Source organism: Helicobacter equorum (assembly GCF_900198655.1).
In the GTDB taxonomy this organism is placed as follows: domain Bacteria; phylum Campylobacterota; class Campylobacteria; order Campylobacterales; family Helicobacteraceae; genus Helicobacter_F; species Helicobacter_F equorum.
On record NZ_FZPO01000015.1, the window covers coordinates 81,013 to 98,109 of the forward strand.

General features: G+C 37.9%; 20 protein-coding genes. 15 read left to right on the top strand and 5 right to left on the bottom strand.

Annotated features, from left to right (window positions below; all coding sequences use genetic code 11):
- Positions 1–150: 150 nt before the first annotated feature.
- The 13 genes from C6H22_RS03870 (at position 151) to C6H22_RS03930 (ending at position 10,395) form a co-directional block, all read left to right on the top strand.
- Positions 151–1,554, top strand: coding sequence for a phosphomannomutase/phosphoglucomutase (locus C6H22_RS03870; protein ID WP_104694022.1), 1,404 nt, complete (start codon positions 151–153; stop codon positions 1,552–1,554).
- Positions 1,555–1,572: 18 nt separating this feature from the next.
- Positions 1,573–2,658, top strand: a complete 1,086-nt coding sequence (gene pyrC / locus C6H22_RS03875) for a dihydroorotase (RefSeq protein WP_104694023.1) — start codon at positions 1,573–1,575, stop codon at positions 2,656–2,658.
- A gap of 15 nt (positions 2,659–2,673) precedes the next feature.
- The gene (gene waaA, locus C6H22_RS03880; protein ID WP_233707022.1) at positions 2,674–3,888 is read left to right on the top strand and encodes a lipid IV(A) 3-deoxy-D-manno-octulosonic acid transferase; all 1,215 of its coding nucleotides are present in this window, start codon (positions 2,674–2,676) and stop codon (positions 3,886–3,888) included.
- Positions 3,889–4,008: 120 nt separating this feature from the next.
- Positions 4,009–4,374, top strand: coding sequence for a UbiA family prenyltransferase (locus tag C6H22_RS03885; protein ID WP_158654615.1), 366 nt, complete (start codon positions 4,009–4,011; stop codon positions 4,372–4,374).
- Entirely contained in the window at positions 4,319–4,894 is a 576-nt protein-coding gene (locus tag C6H22_RS03890; protein WP_104694025.1) for a UbiA prenyltransferase family protein, read from the top strand. Before C6H22_RS03885 ends, C6H22_RS03890 begins: the two co-directional genes overlap by 56 nt.
- Positions 4,895–4,903: 9 nt before the next feature.
- Positions 4,904–6,550, top strand: a complete 1,647-nt coding sequence (locus tag C6H22_RS03895) for a glycosyltransferase family 39 protein (RefSeq protein WP_104694026.1) — start codon at positions 4,904–4,906, stop codon at positions 6,548–6,550.
- A 3-nt stretch (positions 6,551–6,553) separates the two neighbouring features.
- On the top strand, positions 6,554–6,760 hold the full coding sequence (locus C6H22_RS03900; RefSeq protein ID WP_104694027.1) for a hypothetical protein: 207 nt from the start codon (positions 6,554–6,556) through the stop codon (positions 6,758–6,760).
- Between the two features lie 34 nt (positions 6,761–6,794).
- Entirely contained in the window at positions 6,795–7,757 is a 963-nt protein-coding gene (locus C6H22_RS03905; protein ID WP_104694028.1) for a glycosyltransferase 87 family protein, read from the top strand.
- A complete protein-coding gene (locus tag C6H22_RS03910; protein WP_104694029.1) occupies positions 7,751–8,167 on the top strand; it encodes a GtrA family protein in 417 nt (138 codons plus the stop codon). Before C6H22_RS03905 ends, C6H22_RS03910 begins: the two co-directional genes overlap by 7 nt.
- Positions 8,168–8,363: 196 nt before the next feature.
- A complete protein-coding gene (locus C6H22_RS03915) occupies positions 8,364–8,726 on the top strand; it encodes a DMT family transporter (protein WP_199769803.1) in 363 nt (120 codons plus the stop codon).
- Positions 8,727–8,730: 4 nt separating this feature from the next.
- On the top strand, positions 8,731–9,738 hold the full coding sequence (locus C6H22_RS03920; protein WP_104694030.1) for an NAD-dependent epimerase/dehydratase family protein: 1,008 nt from the start codon (positions 8,731–8,733) through the stop codon (positions 9,736–9,738).
- A 53-nt stretch (positions 9,739–9,791) separates the two neighbouring features.
- The gene (locus tag C6H22_RS03925; protein WP_104694031.1) at positions 9,792–10,028 is read left to right on the top strand and encodes a hypothetical protein; all 237 of its coding nucleotides are present in this window, start codon (positions 9,792–9,794) and stop codon (positions 10,026–10,028) included.
- A 58-nt stretch (positions 10,029–10,086) separates the two neighbouring features.
- The gene (locus tag C6H22_RS03930) at positions 10,087–10,395 is read left to right on the top strand and encodes a hypothetical protein (protein WP_104694032.1); all 309 of its coding nucleotides are present in this window, start codon (positions 10,087–10,089) and stop codon (positions 10,393–10,395) included.
- 21 nt (positions 10,396–10,416) lie between these two features.
- Here C6H22_RS03930 and C6H22_RS03935 read toward each other — a convergent pair whose 3' ends face one another.
- From C6H22_RS03935 to rpsT, 4 genes are all read right to left on the bottom strand, one after another.
- Positions 10,417–11,568: an aminotransferase class V-fold PLP-dependent enzyme gene (locus C6H22_RS03935; RefSeq protein WP_104694033.1), complete on the bottom strand. Its 1,152-nt coding sequence runs from the start codon at positions 11,566–11,568 to the stop codon at positions 10,417–10,419.
- A gap of 29 nt (positions 11,569–11,597) precedes the next feature.
- Positions 11,598–12,377 carry a 4-hydroxy-tetrahydrodipicolinate reductase gene (gene dapB, locus C6H22_RS03940; RefSeq protein WP_104694034.1) on the bottom strand — a complete coding sequence of 260 codons (780 nt, stop codon included), beginning with the start codon at positions 12,375–12,377 and terminating at the stop codon, positions 11,598–11,600.
- A 33-nt stretch (positions 12,378–12,410) separates the two neighbouring features.
- Positions 12,411–13,478, bottom strand: a complete 1,068-nt coding sequence (gene prfA / locus C6H22_RS03945) for a peptide chain release factor 1 (protein WP_104694035.1) — start codon at positions 13,476–13,478, stop codon at positions 12,411–12,413.
- Positions 13,479–13,553: 75 nt separating this feature from the next.
- Complete coding sequence (gene rpsT, locus C6H22_RS03950) at positions 13,554–13,826, bottom strand: 30S ribosomal protein S20 (RefSeq protein WP_104694036.1); 273 nt, start codon at positions 13,824–13,826, stop codon at positions 13,554–13,556.
- Positions 13,827–13,950: 124 nt separating this feature from the next.
- Between rpsT and glmM the strand changes: the two genes are divergently transcribed.
- Together glmM and lspA are read left to right on the top strand one after the other, a co-directional pair.
- A complete protein-coding gene (glmM, locus tag C6H22_RS03955) occupies positions 13,951–15,315 on the top strand; it encodes a phosphoglucosamine mutase (RefSeq protein WP_104694037.1) in 1,365 nt (454 codons plus the stop codon).
- Positions 15,315–15,800, top strand: a complete 486-nt coding sequence (gene lspA, locus C6H22_RS03960) for a signal peptidase II (protein WP_104694038.1) — start codon at positions 15,315–15,317, stop codon at positions 15,798–15,800. Before glmM ends, lspA begins: the two co-directional genes overlap by 1 nt.
- Here lspA and C6H22_RS03965 read toward each other — a convergent pair.
- Positions 15,797–17,047: an ammonium transporter gene (locus tag C6H22_RS03965; protein ID WP_104694039.1), complete on the bottom strand. Its 1,251-nt coding sequence runs from the start codon at positions 17,045–17,047 to the stop codon at positions 15,797–15,799. The two genes, lspA and C6H22_RS03965, sit on opposite strands and share 4 nt — an antisense overlap.
- Positions 17,048–17,097 lie beyond the last annotated feature (50 nt).

The window sequence follows — 17,097 nt, forward strand, 5'->3', positions numbered from 1 at the left end:
ATCCTTGTGACTATAAATCTAGAATTTGAGTTGCTTTTTTAAGGTGGTTTCAAAAATTCTGTGCCAAAACTTTTAAATTGTATCGCATTTCTGCTAAAGTTTTTGTAAAATTTTTAGCAAAATTCTTTAGTGCGATAAAGGAGTGTAGTTATGAGTTCAAATGGACGAGAGAAAATATTTAGAGAATACGATATACGCGGTATTTTTGATAAAGATCTTACACAAGATGTGGTATTTAATATCGGTAGGCTTTTGGGAGAGAGACTTAAAAAGCTTGGAGAAAGCAGTGTGAGTATTGGCATTGATGCACGCACACATTCACCCATTCTTTTTGGGTGGCTAAAAAGTGGTTTTGAAAATGCCCATATTGCAGTGTATGATTTGGGGCTTATTCCTACTCCTGTGGCATATTTTACTACATATAATGCCATAAATGGCGTGCAGTGTAGAAATTCTGTGATGATTACAGGTTCGCATAATCCCCCACAATACAATGGTTTTAAAATAACTTTGCAAAATGCACCATTTTATGGTGAGGCGATTAAAGAGCTTGGAGAGGAACTTATAGCACAGCTTGATACGCACCCATATCTACTTTCTACTGAATCTTGTGAAAAGCTCCCAGCACTAGATTCTTATATTGCATTTTTGAGTGAGCAATTTGCTCATCTAGCGCATTTTCCTTATAAGGTTGCCATTGATTGTGGTAATGGCGTGGCAGGTGTGGCGATTAAGCAAGTGTTAGAGAATCTACATATTGATTATGAGGCGTTGTATTTTGAGCCAGATGGCACTTTTCCTAATCATCACCCAGATCCAAGCGAGGAAGAGAATTTGCACGATCTTAAAGCCATTATGGCACAAAAACAAATCCCTATTGGTATTGCCTTTGATGGCGATGCGGATAGGTTGGCACTCTTAAGCACAAACTATAGCTATAAGGGCGATGAGTTAGCCATACTCTTTGCACGTGAAATGGCAAGTCGTGGCATCAAACCTATTGTCATAGGCGAGGTAAAATGCTCGAGTATAATGTATGATGAAATCAACAAAATAGGTAAGGCAGTGATGTATAAAACTGGACACTCCAATCTCAAAGTAAAGCTCAAAGAACTCAACGCTGATCTTGCTGCTGAAATGAGCGGACATATTTTTTTTAAAGAGCGGTATTTTGGGTATGATGATGCGATTTATTCGGCATTTAGGGCATTAGAATTGTTTGTAAAATCCACACCACAAGAGATAGAATCTCAAATTGCAGCTTTACCAAAGATGTTTTCAACTCCAGAAGAAAAGATTCCCACCACAGAAGAGCAAAAATTTTCTCTTATTGCTAAGCTAACAACGTGTCTTTCTCACCCACCAGCAGACTTTCCAAAGATTTTAGATATTATTGATATTGATGGTTTGCGCGTGGTATTTGAGCATGGTTGGGGACTTTTGCGAGCAAGCAATACGACGCCAGTGCTTGTTAGTCGTTTTGAGGCAGATTCACAAGAGTATGCGATGTCGTATAAACAAAAAATGCTTGAACTTCTCGCACAATGCCAGTAACAATCTTTGGGGTGAGTGATGAGTGCATTTTTTGAACGATTTTTTGGGGATTTTTTGCAATCTAGAGAATATCAAGAGATCACACTTAGCAATCCGTTTGATATGCATTTGCATTTGCGACAGGGTGGAATGCTTGAATCTGTGTTGCCTTTTAGTGCTAGGGATTTTGCCCTTGGTGTGGTAATGCCAAACCTAAAACCCCCGATTATGACTACTGCTTTGGCGTTGCAATATCGCGATGAGATTATGCGCCTAAGTAAAGGCTTGGATTTTATACCTTTTATGACATTGTATTTACATGAGAATCTAGACAAAGAGGAATTGACACATGCCTACACACAAGGTATAAGAATCCTCAAACTTTACCCAAAGGGAGCGACTACAGGCAGTGAAAATGGTGTGCGTGAAGTTGTAAGTGAGCGGATACTTGAGATTTTGCATATTGCGCAAGATTTGGGCTTTATGTTATCTATTCATGGCGAAAGTAATGGGTACTGTATGGATCGCGAATTTGAATTTTTGGAAGTGTATGAATTTCTTGCTCGCACATTTCCGCATTTAAAAATCATCATCGAGCATATGAGCGATAGGCGATCATTAGAGAGTTTGGAGCGATATGAGAATTTGTATGCCACGATAACCTTGCATCATATGTTGTTAAGCCTTGATGATGTGCTAGGGAATCTTATGCACCCAGATTTGTTTTGCAAACCCATGATAAAAACACCAAAAGATAGAGATTCGTTACTTGTATGTGCCTTAAGTGCTCACCCAAAAGTGAGCTTTGGTTCAGATTCTGCACCACATTTACAAAGCAAGAAATATTGTGCATCGGCTCCGGGTGGAATTTTTTCTGCACCAATTGCGCTTAGTATGTTGGCAAGTGTGTTTGCATATCATGAGAAATTAGAGAATCTTCAAGCGTTTGTGAGTGATAACGCATATAAAAATTATGGGCTAGATTCTGTATTGGGTGATACGCACAAGGTTATCAAGCTTTGGGCACAATCTTGGGAGATACCACAAAGTATAGCGTGCGAAGATAGTGCAATTTCTGTGCTTTTTGGCGGAAAACAATGTGTCTTTGGACGCACTAGTAAATAAATATCAAGGAAAAATGTGAAAAAATCGCTATATTATGCTCATTTTCCATATGTGTATATGGTGCTTTGTATTATCGTGTATATCGTGTGTTTGCCACTTTTGGTAGCTAGTGTGTTGCGCAAAAAACATAAAGATTCATTACCCCAGAGGTTTTTTGGTGTGCATTTTAAGTTACCTTTTAAACCCCAGTATTGGTTTCATGCATGCTCTTTTGGAGAAGTGAAATCGCTAGAGCCTATCATCACGGCTTTGTTGAAGGATTCTCGTCAGCCGCTTGTATTGATTACTACTATTACACACACAGGCTATGCAGAAGCAAACAGGCTTTTTAAGTCTAAATTTCCTACACAAGTGTGCGTGAAGTTTCTACCATTTGAGATTTTTTTGCCACTTTGGCGTGGAAAACTTAAGCAGCTAAAAAGTCTTGTTGTCATGGAAGCAGAATTATGGAAAATGCTTTTTTTTATCGCAAAATCTAGGCGCGCTAAGACTTTTTTGCTAAATGCCAGAATCTCGGATAAATCGCACAAAAATTATGAACGCCTCAAGGGATTTTATAAGGGTATTTTTGAAAATATTGATGTGGTGCTTGCCCAAGGTCAAAAAGATAAAAAGCGCCTGCAGGCTATCGGTGCGCGTAATGTCAGTGTATTTGGGAATCTAAAAATGCTTAATCTCCCAAAAGTAAGCAAAGTTTATCACAAAATCGCACCGCTTACCATACTTGGGGCTAGCACACATAAGGGTGAAGAAGAAATTATTATACGAAGTTTTTTGGACTTTAAAAGGCAGTATCCAAACGCGCAATGTATTCTTGCCCCAAGGCATCCAGAGAGATTTCAATCTGTGTGTGAAATGCTAGATAAAATAGGGCTTACTTATGAGAGATTAAGTGTGCTTGGTAGCGAGCTTAGAGGAGACATTATTGTGGTAGATATGCTAGGGGAGCTTGTGAATCTCTATGCTGTAAGCGATATTGTCGTGCTTGGTGGATCATTTGTGCCAAAGGTGGGTGGACATAATCCGCTAGAGCCAGCATTTTTTCAGACAAGACTTATTAGCGGTGTGCATGTCTTTAACCAACAAGCCCTTTTTGCGTGTGTGCAAAATGTCAAACTTATAGAATCTACAGAACTTACCCAAACGCTTTTGGAGTATGAAAATTTGGATCCAGCGCATGTAGATTTTAGGGTAAATGCCCTTGAGGAAATTATAACACTCATTAAATAGAGTGTTTGTTCCAAGGTTTTTTCGCATATGAGAATTATACACAAAAGCACAGAGTAAATATTAAATATAGCCTAAGAGATTTTTGGCTAGACTTCAGAAATTTTTTTGAAATGGATGTGTATGTTAGGAGATTTAGTAAAGATCGCGCGTCCTTACCAATGGACAAAAAATCTTTTTATTTTTGTGCCTTTGTTTTTTGCATTTAATATTTATGGTATATGGGGGATTGATTATCGCGTAGCCGTGGGTGTGTTTGTAGGTTTTAGTCTTGTGTGCAGTGGGATATATTGTCTTAATGATGTAATCGATAGGGATTATGATAGGTTGCATCCTGCAAAACAAAACCGACCTATCGCAAGTGGTAGAGTAAGTGTAGCAGTAGGTTTTGTGTTTGTGTGTATTTTAATGTTCGGGGGGGGGGGCATTGTTAATGAGCCTTTCTCCTCATGGGGTTTTTATTCCTGTTGTCTTATATGTAATTATTAATACCCTTTATTCTCTTTGGCTTAAAAATATTGCTATTATTGATGTTTTTGTGATTGCATGTGGATTTGTATTACGATTATGGGTAGGTGCGATTTGTTTTGATATACCTCTATCACATTGGATCGTGATTGTTACATTTCTTTTGGCACTTTTCTTGGCTTTAGCTAAACGACGCGATGATTGTATTTTGCTTGAAAGAAGTGGATACAAAATGCGTCAAAATATAGAATCCTATAATCGTGTGTTTCTTGATGTAGCAATGAGTGTGTCAGCTTCTATTGTGATGGTGGCATATATTTTTTATAGTATTGATGAAGAAGTTATACAGAGATTTGGCACTGATAAGTTGTATTTCACTTCCATTTTTGTCCTACTTGGAATCTTTCGTTATTTACAAATTACTTTTGTCTATAAACGTAGTTCAAGTCCATCCAAGATTCTCCTCAAAGATAGATTCTTGCAAATTAGTATTTTGGCTTGGCTTATATGTTTTGTCGGACTCGTGTATTTTAAAGTATAAAGGAGTGTTATGAGAGGGATTAATGGAGTTTTTTGGATAATTAGCACATGTGTTTTTGGGGTTTTTGCCTATATTAACTGGCGTTATTTAGATGTGCAGTTTTTGGAATATACGAGAGGTGATGAGTTCCCTCAGTTTTTGCAATTACAAAAAATGTATGAGGGGATGCTAGAATTTGATATAAAAAAATTTTTTGCTTTTGAATTTTATAATTATGGTTTTTTATGGTATGTATGTAATCTCCTTATAGTCTTACCTTTTAAGGTGTATCCAAATTATGAAATGGCTATTTATATGCCTAGAATGCTTAATGCATTATTTGCTATCGCTTTGCTTGGGGTGATATATAAAATTGCGAAATTATATGTAAGTTCAAGGATTGCACTTCTTTTTTGTATTTTTACTATCACTATGCCAGGTTTTTGGAAGGTTGGCTATCTTTTTAAGCCAGATCTTTTCCAGGCTCTCTTGCTTTTGTGTTGTGTATATTATCTATGTAAGGATAATTTTCATTTTGGTAAATTTTATTATTATGGCATTATATTTTTTGGACTTGCTCTTGGTGCAGCAAAGTTTCAAGCTATTATGTTTTTGCCACTACTTTATAGTTATATTTTTTATATTTTTATTAGTAATCCGAATATGCACTCACTCATACATGTTGTCAAAAAGGTTACAATAGCTACATTGAGTATTTTTGCGCTTTGGATTCTTACAAATCCTTATCTTATGCACCCTAGAGGTTTTTTAGCGTGGCTTGATATGTTTAAAGGGAATATGAATAGTAATGCTACTAATCATGGTTCCTATGTCGATGTAAGCATCATGCACAAGCTATTTCAGGTTGTAGATTTTTATTATTTTGAGCTTATAGTCTTTGTTTGTTTAGTATTTGTTTGTATCGCGTTAGCTATTCTGGCTTGTAGGATGTTTTTTGCACGCGCACATACATTTCAAAAATATTATAAGTTTATTCCTGTTGCCGTTGGTTTTAGTGTTTCGATGCTTTATTTGTTATTGCAAGTTAATAAAGCTTGGGAAACATATTATTTTAGTTCAATATGTTTAGGGATTTTACTTTTTATTCCTTTTGTGCTTGTTATTAATGAAAGATTTGATCGCATGAAGTTAATGCTCGGGGGGGGGGCATTTAGTATGCTCATAATTTTAGAAATATTTGGTGGTTTTTACAATCATGCTTATCAACAAGTTTTTAAGAAATATCCCCGTGATCTTTCCACCATCAAAGAACAATCAGACAAGCTAGTTGCACTTTTAAATCCTTATTTCAAGGATATGCATCCACCATTCACGCTTCTTATTGACACACCGCTTGCTTATTTGCAGTTTGGTTTAGAACCCAAAAATATTTATAGGATCTATGGTCATCTAAGTCCTGAGGGCTTTGTGTATGAAGAATGGAATAAGAAACCCCATACCTTTTCCTTTGTACCAAAGGATTTTATTATTTTACGCAAAGATTCTGTATTCTTTAACTCATTAAAAAGACCCAGCGTTATAAGTCAAAATCTTGCACATTCTTTACAAACCTTGCAGGAATTACAAGATGGTGTGTGGCCATATATAAAAATCATTGATACGCAAGACTTTGTGGTATTTCAGAATCTTAATACAACCCATAATGACAAGGAGTAGGATATGATAATAAGCAGATTCACTGAGGCTTTAGTGAGATTTTATAATCGATATTATGTTGTTTTTTGGCTAGTTTTTGCTCTTGTTGTATTGAGAGCTTCGTATTATAGTTTGTTGGCAGCATTTGAGAGTAGTCTAGATATGCAATGGTATCCTGCAGTGCAGCTATGGACTTCGGGGGGGGGGGGGGAGCCATTTAGATGTCATTAATCCCTATGTAGCCTTTTTAGAAGGAGATAGGTTTATGGCTAATGGTCCAAATTATATGCCATTTATGTATTTTTTTATGATGCCTTTTGCATTTTTGGATTGGGAAAGTACCAAAATAGCCTTTGGGCTTTTAAATATTATATTATTTCTTGCTACGATATTTATCTTTTATATAGCGGGTGTGCCTAGATTGTTTTTGTGGTTTATATCGATTTTGGTGCTTTTTGGTTATACGTATGGTAATGTTATAGGTAACGCACAAAGTGCAATTATTGTAGGATTTGGTGTTGTGTTGGCATACTCATTTAGACATAAACCTTGGATTATGGTTATAGGATTGTCTTTGGTATGTGTAAAGCATTCTTTTGCACTACCTATTTTGCTTGGATTTTTCCTTTGTGGATATTACAAAGAGGTTTTTGGTAGTGCTTTGATAGTATTTGGGTTTGTCTGTTTGTTTGGGTTTAAGGTTGGTGCTTCACCCATTGAAGTTTTACATCTACTTTCACAGGTTAATGCTTATGCTTACTTGAGTGATCATGCTCTTGGTGGACCAAGTGATTTAATGAGTCTTTCCCAAAAGCTTTTTGGCACTCCGTATTCGGTGATTTCTTTTGTCATTCTTTTGGTGTATGTCAGTTTTGTGGTTTTGGTATGGAGATTTAAACCTAAAACTCATAGGGTAGTAGCAGCTTCTATTATATTGTCATTACTTACTTTGCCACACTTGGGATATGATCATTATATGCTTTTTATTGCTATATGTTTAGCTTCTCTATCTTGTAAATATGAAAAAATTGTATTATACATGGTTGTTTTAGCGCTCTTTTTATGGCGGGGTGAAAAGATATTCAAACCTCTTTTTGAACGCCTCAATCCAGATGTTTCAATACATTGGGCTATGAATATGGGTGTTATTTTTTGTGTTTGTGTCATTGTATTGTTTGCGTTAGTCTCATATGGGTTGATCTTAAATACCAGGAAACATAAGTGTTAGCTAGATATGTGCTTGTTGGTTGTGTTGCTACGGCGATTTTTTATATTGTAGCAAATGTGTTTGCGTTTTTTGGCGGTGGATATATTGCTACTTTTATGGGTAATCTTGTGAGCTTTATTTTTGGATATTTTGCACAGATGAAATACGCTTTTGGCATACGACCAAATCACACTACAATGTTGCCAAAATATATTGTGACATTGTGCCTCATTTTTGGCTATGGGGAAATTATCACATTTTTGGGCAAAGACTTTTCATATATATATGTGAGTTTGTGTATCGCATTGAGTGTGCCTTTGTTTTCCTATCCCTTGCAAAAGTTTTGGGTATTTAGAGAGGTGAATGATAAAGGTTCCAAAACATCTCTCGGGGGGGGGGGCATAGATACTCTAGAAGATACTCCCTTGTAGCTTTTTATCATCATATAAACATCGTTTTCTTTCTTCTTTTTTCTTTGCACAATAAACTTTCTTATAGCTATTTCCATAATACTATAAATCTTAATATATTCTTTGCAACCCGCGATCAATCTTTACGCTTTTTTCTTATTGGCTTGTGTATATCTCGAGCTTATATGTCTTCGTATCTCATTTGTAAGGAGTTTAGATGATTGTTTTTATCCCATTAATTTTATTTTCTGTATTGCTTAATGCAATCGCACAGCTTTTGTTGAAAAAGGGTATGAGTAGTTTGGGAGAGCTTAGTTTGAGTATGGATTTTATTATGCGTGGTGTATTAAATCCATATATCATCTGTGGTATGGGCATTTATGCCATAAGCATCGTATCTTGGCTTATTGTATTGGCAAAGGTCAATGTGAGTGTGGCATATCCATTTTTGAGTATAGGGTTTATTTTTTCTGCTATCGTAGCATATTTTGCTTTTGGCGAGCCATTAGGGGGTCTTAAGATATTAGGGATTGCCTTGATATGTTTAGGGCTTGTATGCCTTACAATGGCAAAAGGTTGAGGTCATGCGTTATATTGTAATTGGTGGTAGTGGATTTGTCGGTCTTTATGCCATTAGGGCAATCTTAGATTCTTTAGTAGGGGATCATGCCAAGGTTTTTGGCACACATGATACACAAAAACCACAAGTGGTGTGTATAGATGTGTATAAATCCCAATATTTACCAGATGAAGTTGAGTTTGTATATTGTGACATAACCAAAGGTTGTTCATTTAGATTTTTGTCAAGCGATATTGTGATACATCTAGCAGCTAGGGCTTATGCCCCAAAACCTCCTAGAGGAAATTTGGAGCAATATTTTAGGGAAGTAAATGTGCAGGGAACTAGGAATATTATAAAAAGAATGTTGGCACATGGATGTAAGAATCTTGTGTATTTTAGCACCGATATGGTGTATGGCAAACCACAATACTTGCCTGTAGATTGCAATCATCAGCGTGAGCCATTTGGTTGGTATGGACGCACCAAGGTAGATTCTGAAAATTTTATTTTTGCTGCTAGGGATCAAGGATTGCGTGCTACAATTTTTAGACCGCGTATTATCGTAGGTGCAGGGCGTTATGGAATCTTGACAAAACTTTTTGCATTAGTGCGACACTCTCTACCTGTCCCTATGATTGGTAATGGCAAGAATTGTTATCAGATGATAAGTGTTAAAGATTGTGCACAAGCCATTGTATGTGCGATTAACAAGGGGATTCCAAATGCAGAGCTAAATCTAGGATCGTATAATCCTCCTAGTATACGAGAGTTATTGAGCAAGCTCATCACACATGCGCATTCTAAGTCTTTTCTTGTGCCTACATATGCCAAAGGCATGAAGTATATCTTGGCTTTCTTAGAATCTGTGGGAATACCCTTAATGTATAAGGAGCAATATATGATAGCTGATGAACAATATATCGTAGATATTCAACAAACTATAGATCTTTTAGAGTGGCAACCACAAGAGAGTGATACTGATATGCTTTTTGAAGCTTATGATGAATATATGCTCCGTTTTAAGTCTTAAAAGAGCGACTGGTTATTATAATGTCGCATCCACATTGATAAAAAGGAGAGTTTATGGGCTTTGCAACGCATTCCCTTGATGTATTGCGTAAAATTGGTAGGAGTTACGTGCTTCCTGCACAAGAAATACAAACACTTTTAGAGCAACACATTCCGCTAGATACCTTAAAATGTATCTTGGATTTTGGGGCAGGGACATTATTTTGGAGTGAATTTTTTGCCGCAAAAATGATTAAAAATTCATCCTCTGGTGTGGGGGGGGGGGGTAATAGCATTAGATTCTATTTATAAGACTTATACGCCACCTCTAAAACATTCTAATATTACTTGCCTTTGGGATTTAGAATCTATGAAAAAAGAGCCTGATATGTTTTTTGCAAGTGATGTGTTGCATCATTTGAATTTTAAGGCTTGGCAGAATATTTTGCATAATCTTACTTCTAAAACGCGTTATGTTGTCATTAAGGATATTGATGCAACGCATCGATTTGGGAATTTTGCTAATGCCATGCACGATTTATTGATAAATGGTGAACGCGTACGGAGCATATATCCTCATAATCTTGCTAGGGATTTAGGGGAGCTTGGGTATCATACGCAATACTTTTATATACCTAAACTTTGGTATCCACATTTTTTGCTTATCGCGAAGCGTTAATAGAGGCTTGGCATATATGCTTTAGGTTTGTGCGATTGTGTGGATAGCCACTATGCAAGATTCTATATCCGTATGTGTGGTGAATGCGCCAGCACTTATCCTTATGCTACCGCCCTTGGCAAAACTTCCTAAGATTTTGTGTGTTGCAGGATTGCAATGCAATCCCACACGCACAGAAATCCCAAATTCTTTATCCAGTCTTAATCCTGTTTCTGCAATGTTTTTATGTTTAATATCAATTGAAAGTGTCGCATTAGCAGGGTTTGCTACTTCATAGAGTTTGACATTTTTTAGGGATTTTAACCCATCAATAAGGGTATTGCGTAGTGCCAGTTCGTGTGCGTGAATCTGTGCTATGCCATGTTGTTCTAGCCATTGTATCCCAGCACAAAGTCCTGCAATGCCGTGCATATTTTGTGTGCCACTCTCAAACTTATCGGGCAAAAATATTGGTTGAATCTCCTCTTCACTCGCACTACCTGTGCCACCAAACACAAGTGGCTCTAAAGTTTGCATATCAAAATCATCATGTATGAGTAGCGCACCCACACCCATAGGCGATAAAAGCCCTTTGTGTGCGCTAAGAGCCAAAAAATCTACTTCTTGCATGACATCATACATTTCCATACAGCCTACGCTTTGGGCGCCATCAAGCAAAAATTTCACGCCCTCATTTCTTGCTAAGATGCTAAGTTCTTTAAGCGGGATTGCTGCACCGCTGACATTATTGATATGCGCACAAGCTAGAAGTCTAGCGCCTTTAAGCAATGTCCTAGCAGATTCTAAGTCCAGTTCGCAAAGTTGTGTGCAAGGGATTTGTAAGATAGTAAGATTTAAGCGTTTTTGTAGGGTATGAAGTGGGCGCATAAGTGCATTATGTTCCATTTGTGTGGTAACAACAATATCATTTGGACGCAAAAAACCTTGTAAAAGTGTATTTATCGCCATTGTGGCATTGTGTGTGAAAAATACCCTTTTGCAATCTTGCAATCCAAACAAATCTGCTAAAAGCCGTCGAGATTGATATAAGATTTGTCCAGATTCTATAGAGAGCGTGTGTGTGCTTCGCCCTGGACTCGCCCCTATGTTTTCCATAAAGGCACATACTGCTTCTTTTACACCCGGTGCTTTAGGGAAGCTTGTAGCAGCATTATCAAGGTAGATTCTATCCATTAAGCAGAATACATAAATGACACATTAGATTATGCATTAAGAGCTAGCGAATCTTGTATGGTATATAGGCCACTTGGTTTAGCAGCCAACCATTTGATCGCACAAATAGCGCCCTTGACAAATGTCAAACGACTTGTGGCATTATGTGTGAGTTCAAGGTATTCGCCATCAAGATAGAATCCTACATTGTGTTTGCCTACCACATCGCCCCCACGGATACTCATCACGCCTATTTCATCTTTGCTTCGTGCTCCTATGATACCATCACGCCCACTCACGCGAACTTTTTGCAAATCTAGTCCTCTAGCTTCTGCACAGGCTTGTGCAAGTGTAAGCGCTGTGCCACTTGGTGCATCTTTTTTGTGTCTGTGGTGATATTCAACAATCTCAATATCGCTGTTTTTGAGTGTTTGTGCGACTATGGCAGAGATTTTTGCAAGTATTGCTACACCCATACTCATATTACTTGCATATAGAATCGGACAGTGTGTGCTTAGGGCTTGGAGTGTCTTAAATTCTTCTTGCGAAAATCCTGTTGTGCCGATCACCATAGGTTTGTATCTATGCAGATTCTTGGCCGTATGCATAAGTTCCAAGCTACCCTCTTTGGAGGAAAAATCAATAATACACGCACAAGAATCTAAAAAATCTTTGATAGTTGTTGCTACAGGAAGGTTTTGTGCATAAAGCTCTTGTGTGTTATCGCGCGCATATACGCTACTTAGCTGTAGATTCTCATCTTTTGATACTTCTTGGACAAGCAATGATCCCATGCGCCCACTTGCCCCAAAAATTCCAACTTGTAGCATTGTGTGCCTCCTTAGTGTAAAAATGAGGAATCCCTATGTTGTTTGATTACTTATAGATTCGCTTTGTTCTGCGGTAATGAGGGGATTTATCACCAAATCAAGACTACCAGAGAGCATAATTTCTTCTAAAGAATATAGCGTGAGGTTGATGCGATGATCGCTTAGGCGATTTTGAGGATAATTATATGTGCGTATGCGCTCACTTCTATCCCCACTACCTACCTGATTTTTTCGTGCGGTGGCATTTTGATCGAGCTGTTCTTGGAGTTGGGCTTCATAGATTCTAGCCTGGAGGATTTTCATTGCTTTGTCTTTGTTTTTGTGTTGAGATTTTTCATCTTGCATAGAAACGCTAATACCTGTGGGTATGTGTGTGATACGCACTGCCGAATCTGTGGTGTTGACGCTTTGCCCACCATGCCCTCCCGCACGAAAGACTTCAATTTTTAGATCATTGGGATTGATATGCACCTGCACATCATCGACTTCTGGCATAATCGCAACGGTGATAGCGGAAGTGTGTATGCGCCCCTGGGATTCGGTCTCTGGGACTCTCTGCACCCTGTGTGTGCCACCCTCAAATTTGAGTCTTGAATATGCACCTTTGCCCTTAATAAGCGCGATGACTTCTTTGTATCCGCCGACACTATTTTCGCTTGAACTAATGATCTCTACTTTCCATTTTTGTAAATCTGCATAGCGACAATAGGCTTTAAACAAATCCCCCACAAAGATTCCGGCTTCATCGCCACCTGTTCCGGCACGCAATTCTAGGTAAATATTTTTATCATCATTCGGATCTTTGGGAATTAAGAGGATTTTTATTTCTTCTTCAATTTCTTTGGATTGGGTTTCAAGGCTTTTTAATTCCTCTTTGGCAAGTTCCCCTAACTCCTTATCTTCTAAAAGTTGCTTGTTTTGTTCTATGTGATCTAGGATCTGTATGTATTGGCGTGCTTTTTGCACAAGAGATTCTATATCGCTTTGTTCCTTACTAAGGGTCCTTAGTTTTTGAATGTCATGTAGAATCTCGGAAGTTTGTAAGAGTATGCTAATCTCATCATAGCGCGCGATAATGGGTTGAAGTTTGCTAACTAACATTTGATTTTGATACCTAACTTACCAATTATATTAAGTTGCTACACACCAAATCGTGTAAACCCATTATGCTTTAGATTAAGCACTTTGGGCAATTTTTTTGACACTTGCGTTTAGTCGTGACACTTTTCTAGCTGCTGTATTTTTCTTTAAAATTCCTTTGCTGACAAGCTTGTGAATCTCTCTATTAGCTATTTTTAGGCATTCTTGAGCTTTTGTAACATTTTTAGATTCTACTGCTTCTCGTAGCGATCGCACCATATTTTTGAGTTTAGTTTTGTAGTAGCGGTTGCGATCAGTTCTTGTTTTTGTTTGTCTGATGCGTTTTTGTGCAGATTTATGATTTGCCATGGGTCTAGTTAATCCTTTTATAAAAAAATGTAGGGCAAAATTCTACCGAAATTTATTTAAAGAGAGTTTAAGTCTTAGAATCTGATAGGATTCTTAGAGATTTACAAATCTTTAAGGAGTAGCGATGAGCAAGGCAAAAAGAGAAAAAATCTTTGGGACTGATGGTATGCGTGGTAAGGCAGGTCGTTTTTTGACACCATATTCTGTGATTAAGCTAGGTGCAAGTGCAGGAATTTATTTCCAACAAGCTTCCCAAGCAATTCGTAGCAATAAAATCCTCGTAGGCAAAGACACGCGCCGAAGTGGTTATATGGTAGAAAATGCCCTTGTTTCAAGCCTCACTTCTGTAGGTTATGATGTGATTCAGGTAGGACCTATGCCTACTCCAGCGATTGCGTTTTTGACAGAAGATATGCGCTGTGATGCGGGGATTATGATTAGTGCTAGTCATAATCCTTTTGATGATAATGGGATAAAATTTTTTAATCATCTAGGCTACAAGCTTGATGAAGATTCAGAAACAAGCATAGAGAATAATTATTATGATGAAGAGCTGCTTAATGCCTCACTCAAAGTGGGTCGTGAGATTGGTAGCTCAAAGCGTATTGATGATGTTATTGGGCGATATATTGTGCATATCAAAAATTCTTTCCCCAAACATCTTACATTACAAGGTATGAGAATTGTGTGTGATTGCGCAAATGGTTCAGCATACAAGGTTGCACCGACTATTTTTAGAGAGCTTGGAGCTGATGCGATTATGATTAATGATGAGCCAAATGGGTATAATATCAACGAACAATGTGGCGCGATGTATCCTCAAAATCTCGCACAAGAAGTCAAGCGATATCGTGCTGATATAGGCTTTGCACTTGATGGCGATGCAGATAGACTTGTAGTAGTGGATAATGAAGGTGAGGTTGTAAATGGTGATAAGCTTATTGGTGCTTTGGCGCTGTACCAAAAACAAAATAATATGCTAAGAGGCGATAAAATTGTTGCGACACTTATGAGCAACCTTGCACTAGAAGAGTTTTTAAAAAGCCATGGTATTGGTTTGGAGCGTTGCAATGTGGGCGATAAATATGTGATAGAGAGTATGCAAAAATGTGGAGCAAATTTTGGCGGAGAAAATAGTGGGCATATTATTTTTGGGGATTATGCAAAGACGGGTGATGGGCTTGTATCGGCATTGCAAGTATTAGCTTATATCAAACAAAGTGGCAAAAAATCTTCTCTTGCTCTTAATCCTTTTGCGCTGTATCCAAGCGAAATGATAAATCTTAATGTTTCTCAAAAGTTGCCATTGGAGCAGATTGCGGGATTACAAGAGAAACTAGATTCTGTGAGTGAATCTGGCAATCGCCATTTGGTGCGTTATTCTGGTACAGAAAACAAACTAAGAATCTTAATAGAAGGGAAAAATTCCAAAAGTGTCAAAACACAAATCCAAGATCTTGCAAACTTTTTTAGAGCAAAGTTAGGCTAATGTGGCGTAAGCTTTGTGTTGCATCCACCAAGAATCTTGGCAAGATTCTTATTATGTTTGGTGTTGGCATTGGTATTTTTGGGGTGGATCAGTGGCTAAAGCATGTGTTTTTGCAGGGATTTAGTTTTGATTCTCATATGATTACTTTAGGTGGTAATGCCCTTGTGTATAACGATGGGGTAGCATTTTCTATGTTTGCATTTTTGGGTATATACCTTAAATATATTCAAAGTATTATGCTTGTGGTATTATGTGTATTTATCATATATGGAGGGTTTATAGAAAGGCATTATGTGCCATTTGGGCTTATTTTGGGTGCAGGTGTAAGTAATGTGTTAGATAGATTCATACACGGAGGTGTTGTGGATTATGTGTTTTGGCATTATGGTTTTGAATTTGCGATTTTTAATTTTGCTGATGTGATGATTGATGTAGGTGTTGTGCTTTTGGTATGGCAAGTGTGGCGTGTGCCACGAAAGTCTTAATGATCTTTCATCATATAGGCTTGCTCACCATGAAGTGCTATATCTAAGCCCTGTGCTTCAATATTTTCACATACACGCAAATCTGTAAAAAGCGCTATGATTTTAAAAATCACAAAACTTACAATCGCTGAAAATACAATACACACCATAATGCTAAAAAGTTGCTCTAAAAACAAATGATAGCTACCGCTAATAAATAATCCCTCACCCAATGTGCCTTCGCCTGTGGCTTGTGGATTAACCTCGCTACTTGCAAAAAGTCCAGTAGCGATACCGCCCCATACGCCTCCTATGCCATGCAAACTAAATGCATCAAGCGAGTCGTCCCATTTGAGCTTATTTTTGATAAAGCTAAGTCCCATGTAGCACACAATTGCGGAAATAGCACCGATGGAAATACTTGAGTAGATTCCTACAAATCCACATGCCGGAGTGATACCCACAAGCCCAGCTACAAGACCACTTAAACTACCCAAAATAGTTGGACGCTTGTGTATAGCCCACTCTAACAAAACCCAAGCCAAAAAGCCACTTGCTGCAGAGATGATACTTACCACGAACGCATTAACAGCAATTTCATTGACACTGCCTGCACTTCCGGCATTAAATCCTAGCCAACCAATAAATAAAAGCACCGCCCCCAAAAATGTGTAGGGCACAGAGTGTGCACCACTAGAGATATGATAGCTGTCCTCTTCTTTGCGTGCGCCCACGATTAATGCTCCTACAAGACCAGCTACACCGGCACTTACATGTACAACACCACCTCCAGCGAAGTCCAAACCACCACGCACAAGCAAAAAGCCTTTTTCACTCCAAATCATATGCGCTAATAGATCGTAGACTATGGTGCTCCAAAAAATAAGAAATACGACCAAAACACCGAGTTTTATGCGCCCTACAAGAGATCCAGTGATGATGGCTGAAGCAATAAGGGCAAACATCATCTGAAAAATGACATGCAAGATATGAGGCACCCCATTTTCATCATAGCCACTAATGTCTACTAATCCAAGATTTTCCAGTGATCCTATGATACCAGACCCACTATCTTCGCCAAATGCAAGAGAAAATCCTATGGCAATCCATTGCAGGGTAATCACACCAAAGACAATAAAGCAATTCATAATGGTATTTAGTGTGTTTTTGGTTTTTACCATACCTGAATAAAACATAGCCAATGCCGGAGTCATAAGTAGCACTAGCAACGAACAAAGCATAAGAAAACTTGTGTTTGTTGTATTCATAGCATATCCTTTGGGGGTAAAATAACGCGTGGATAATAGGACAAGCTTTC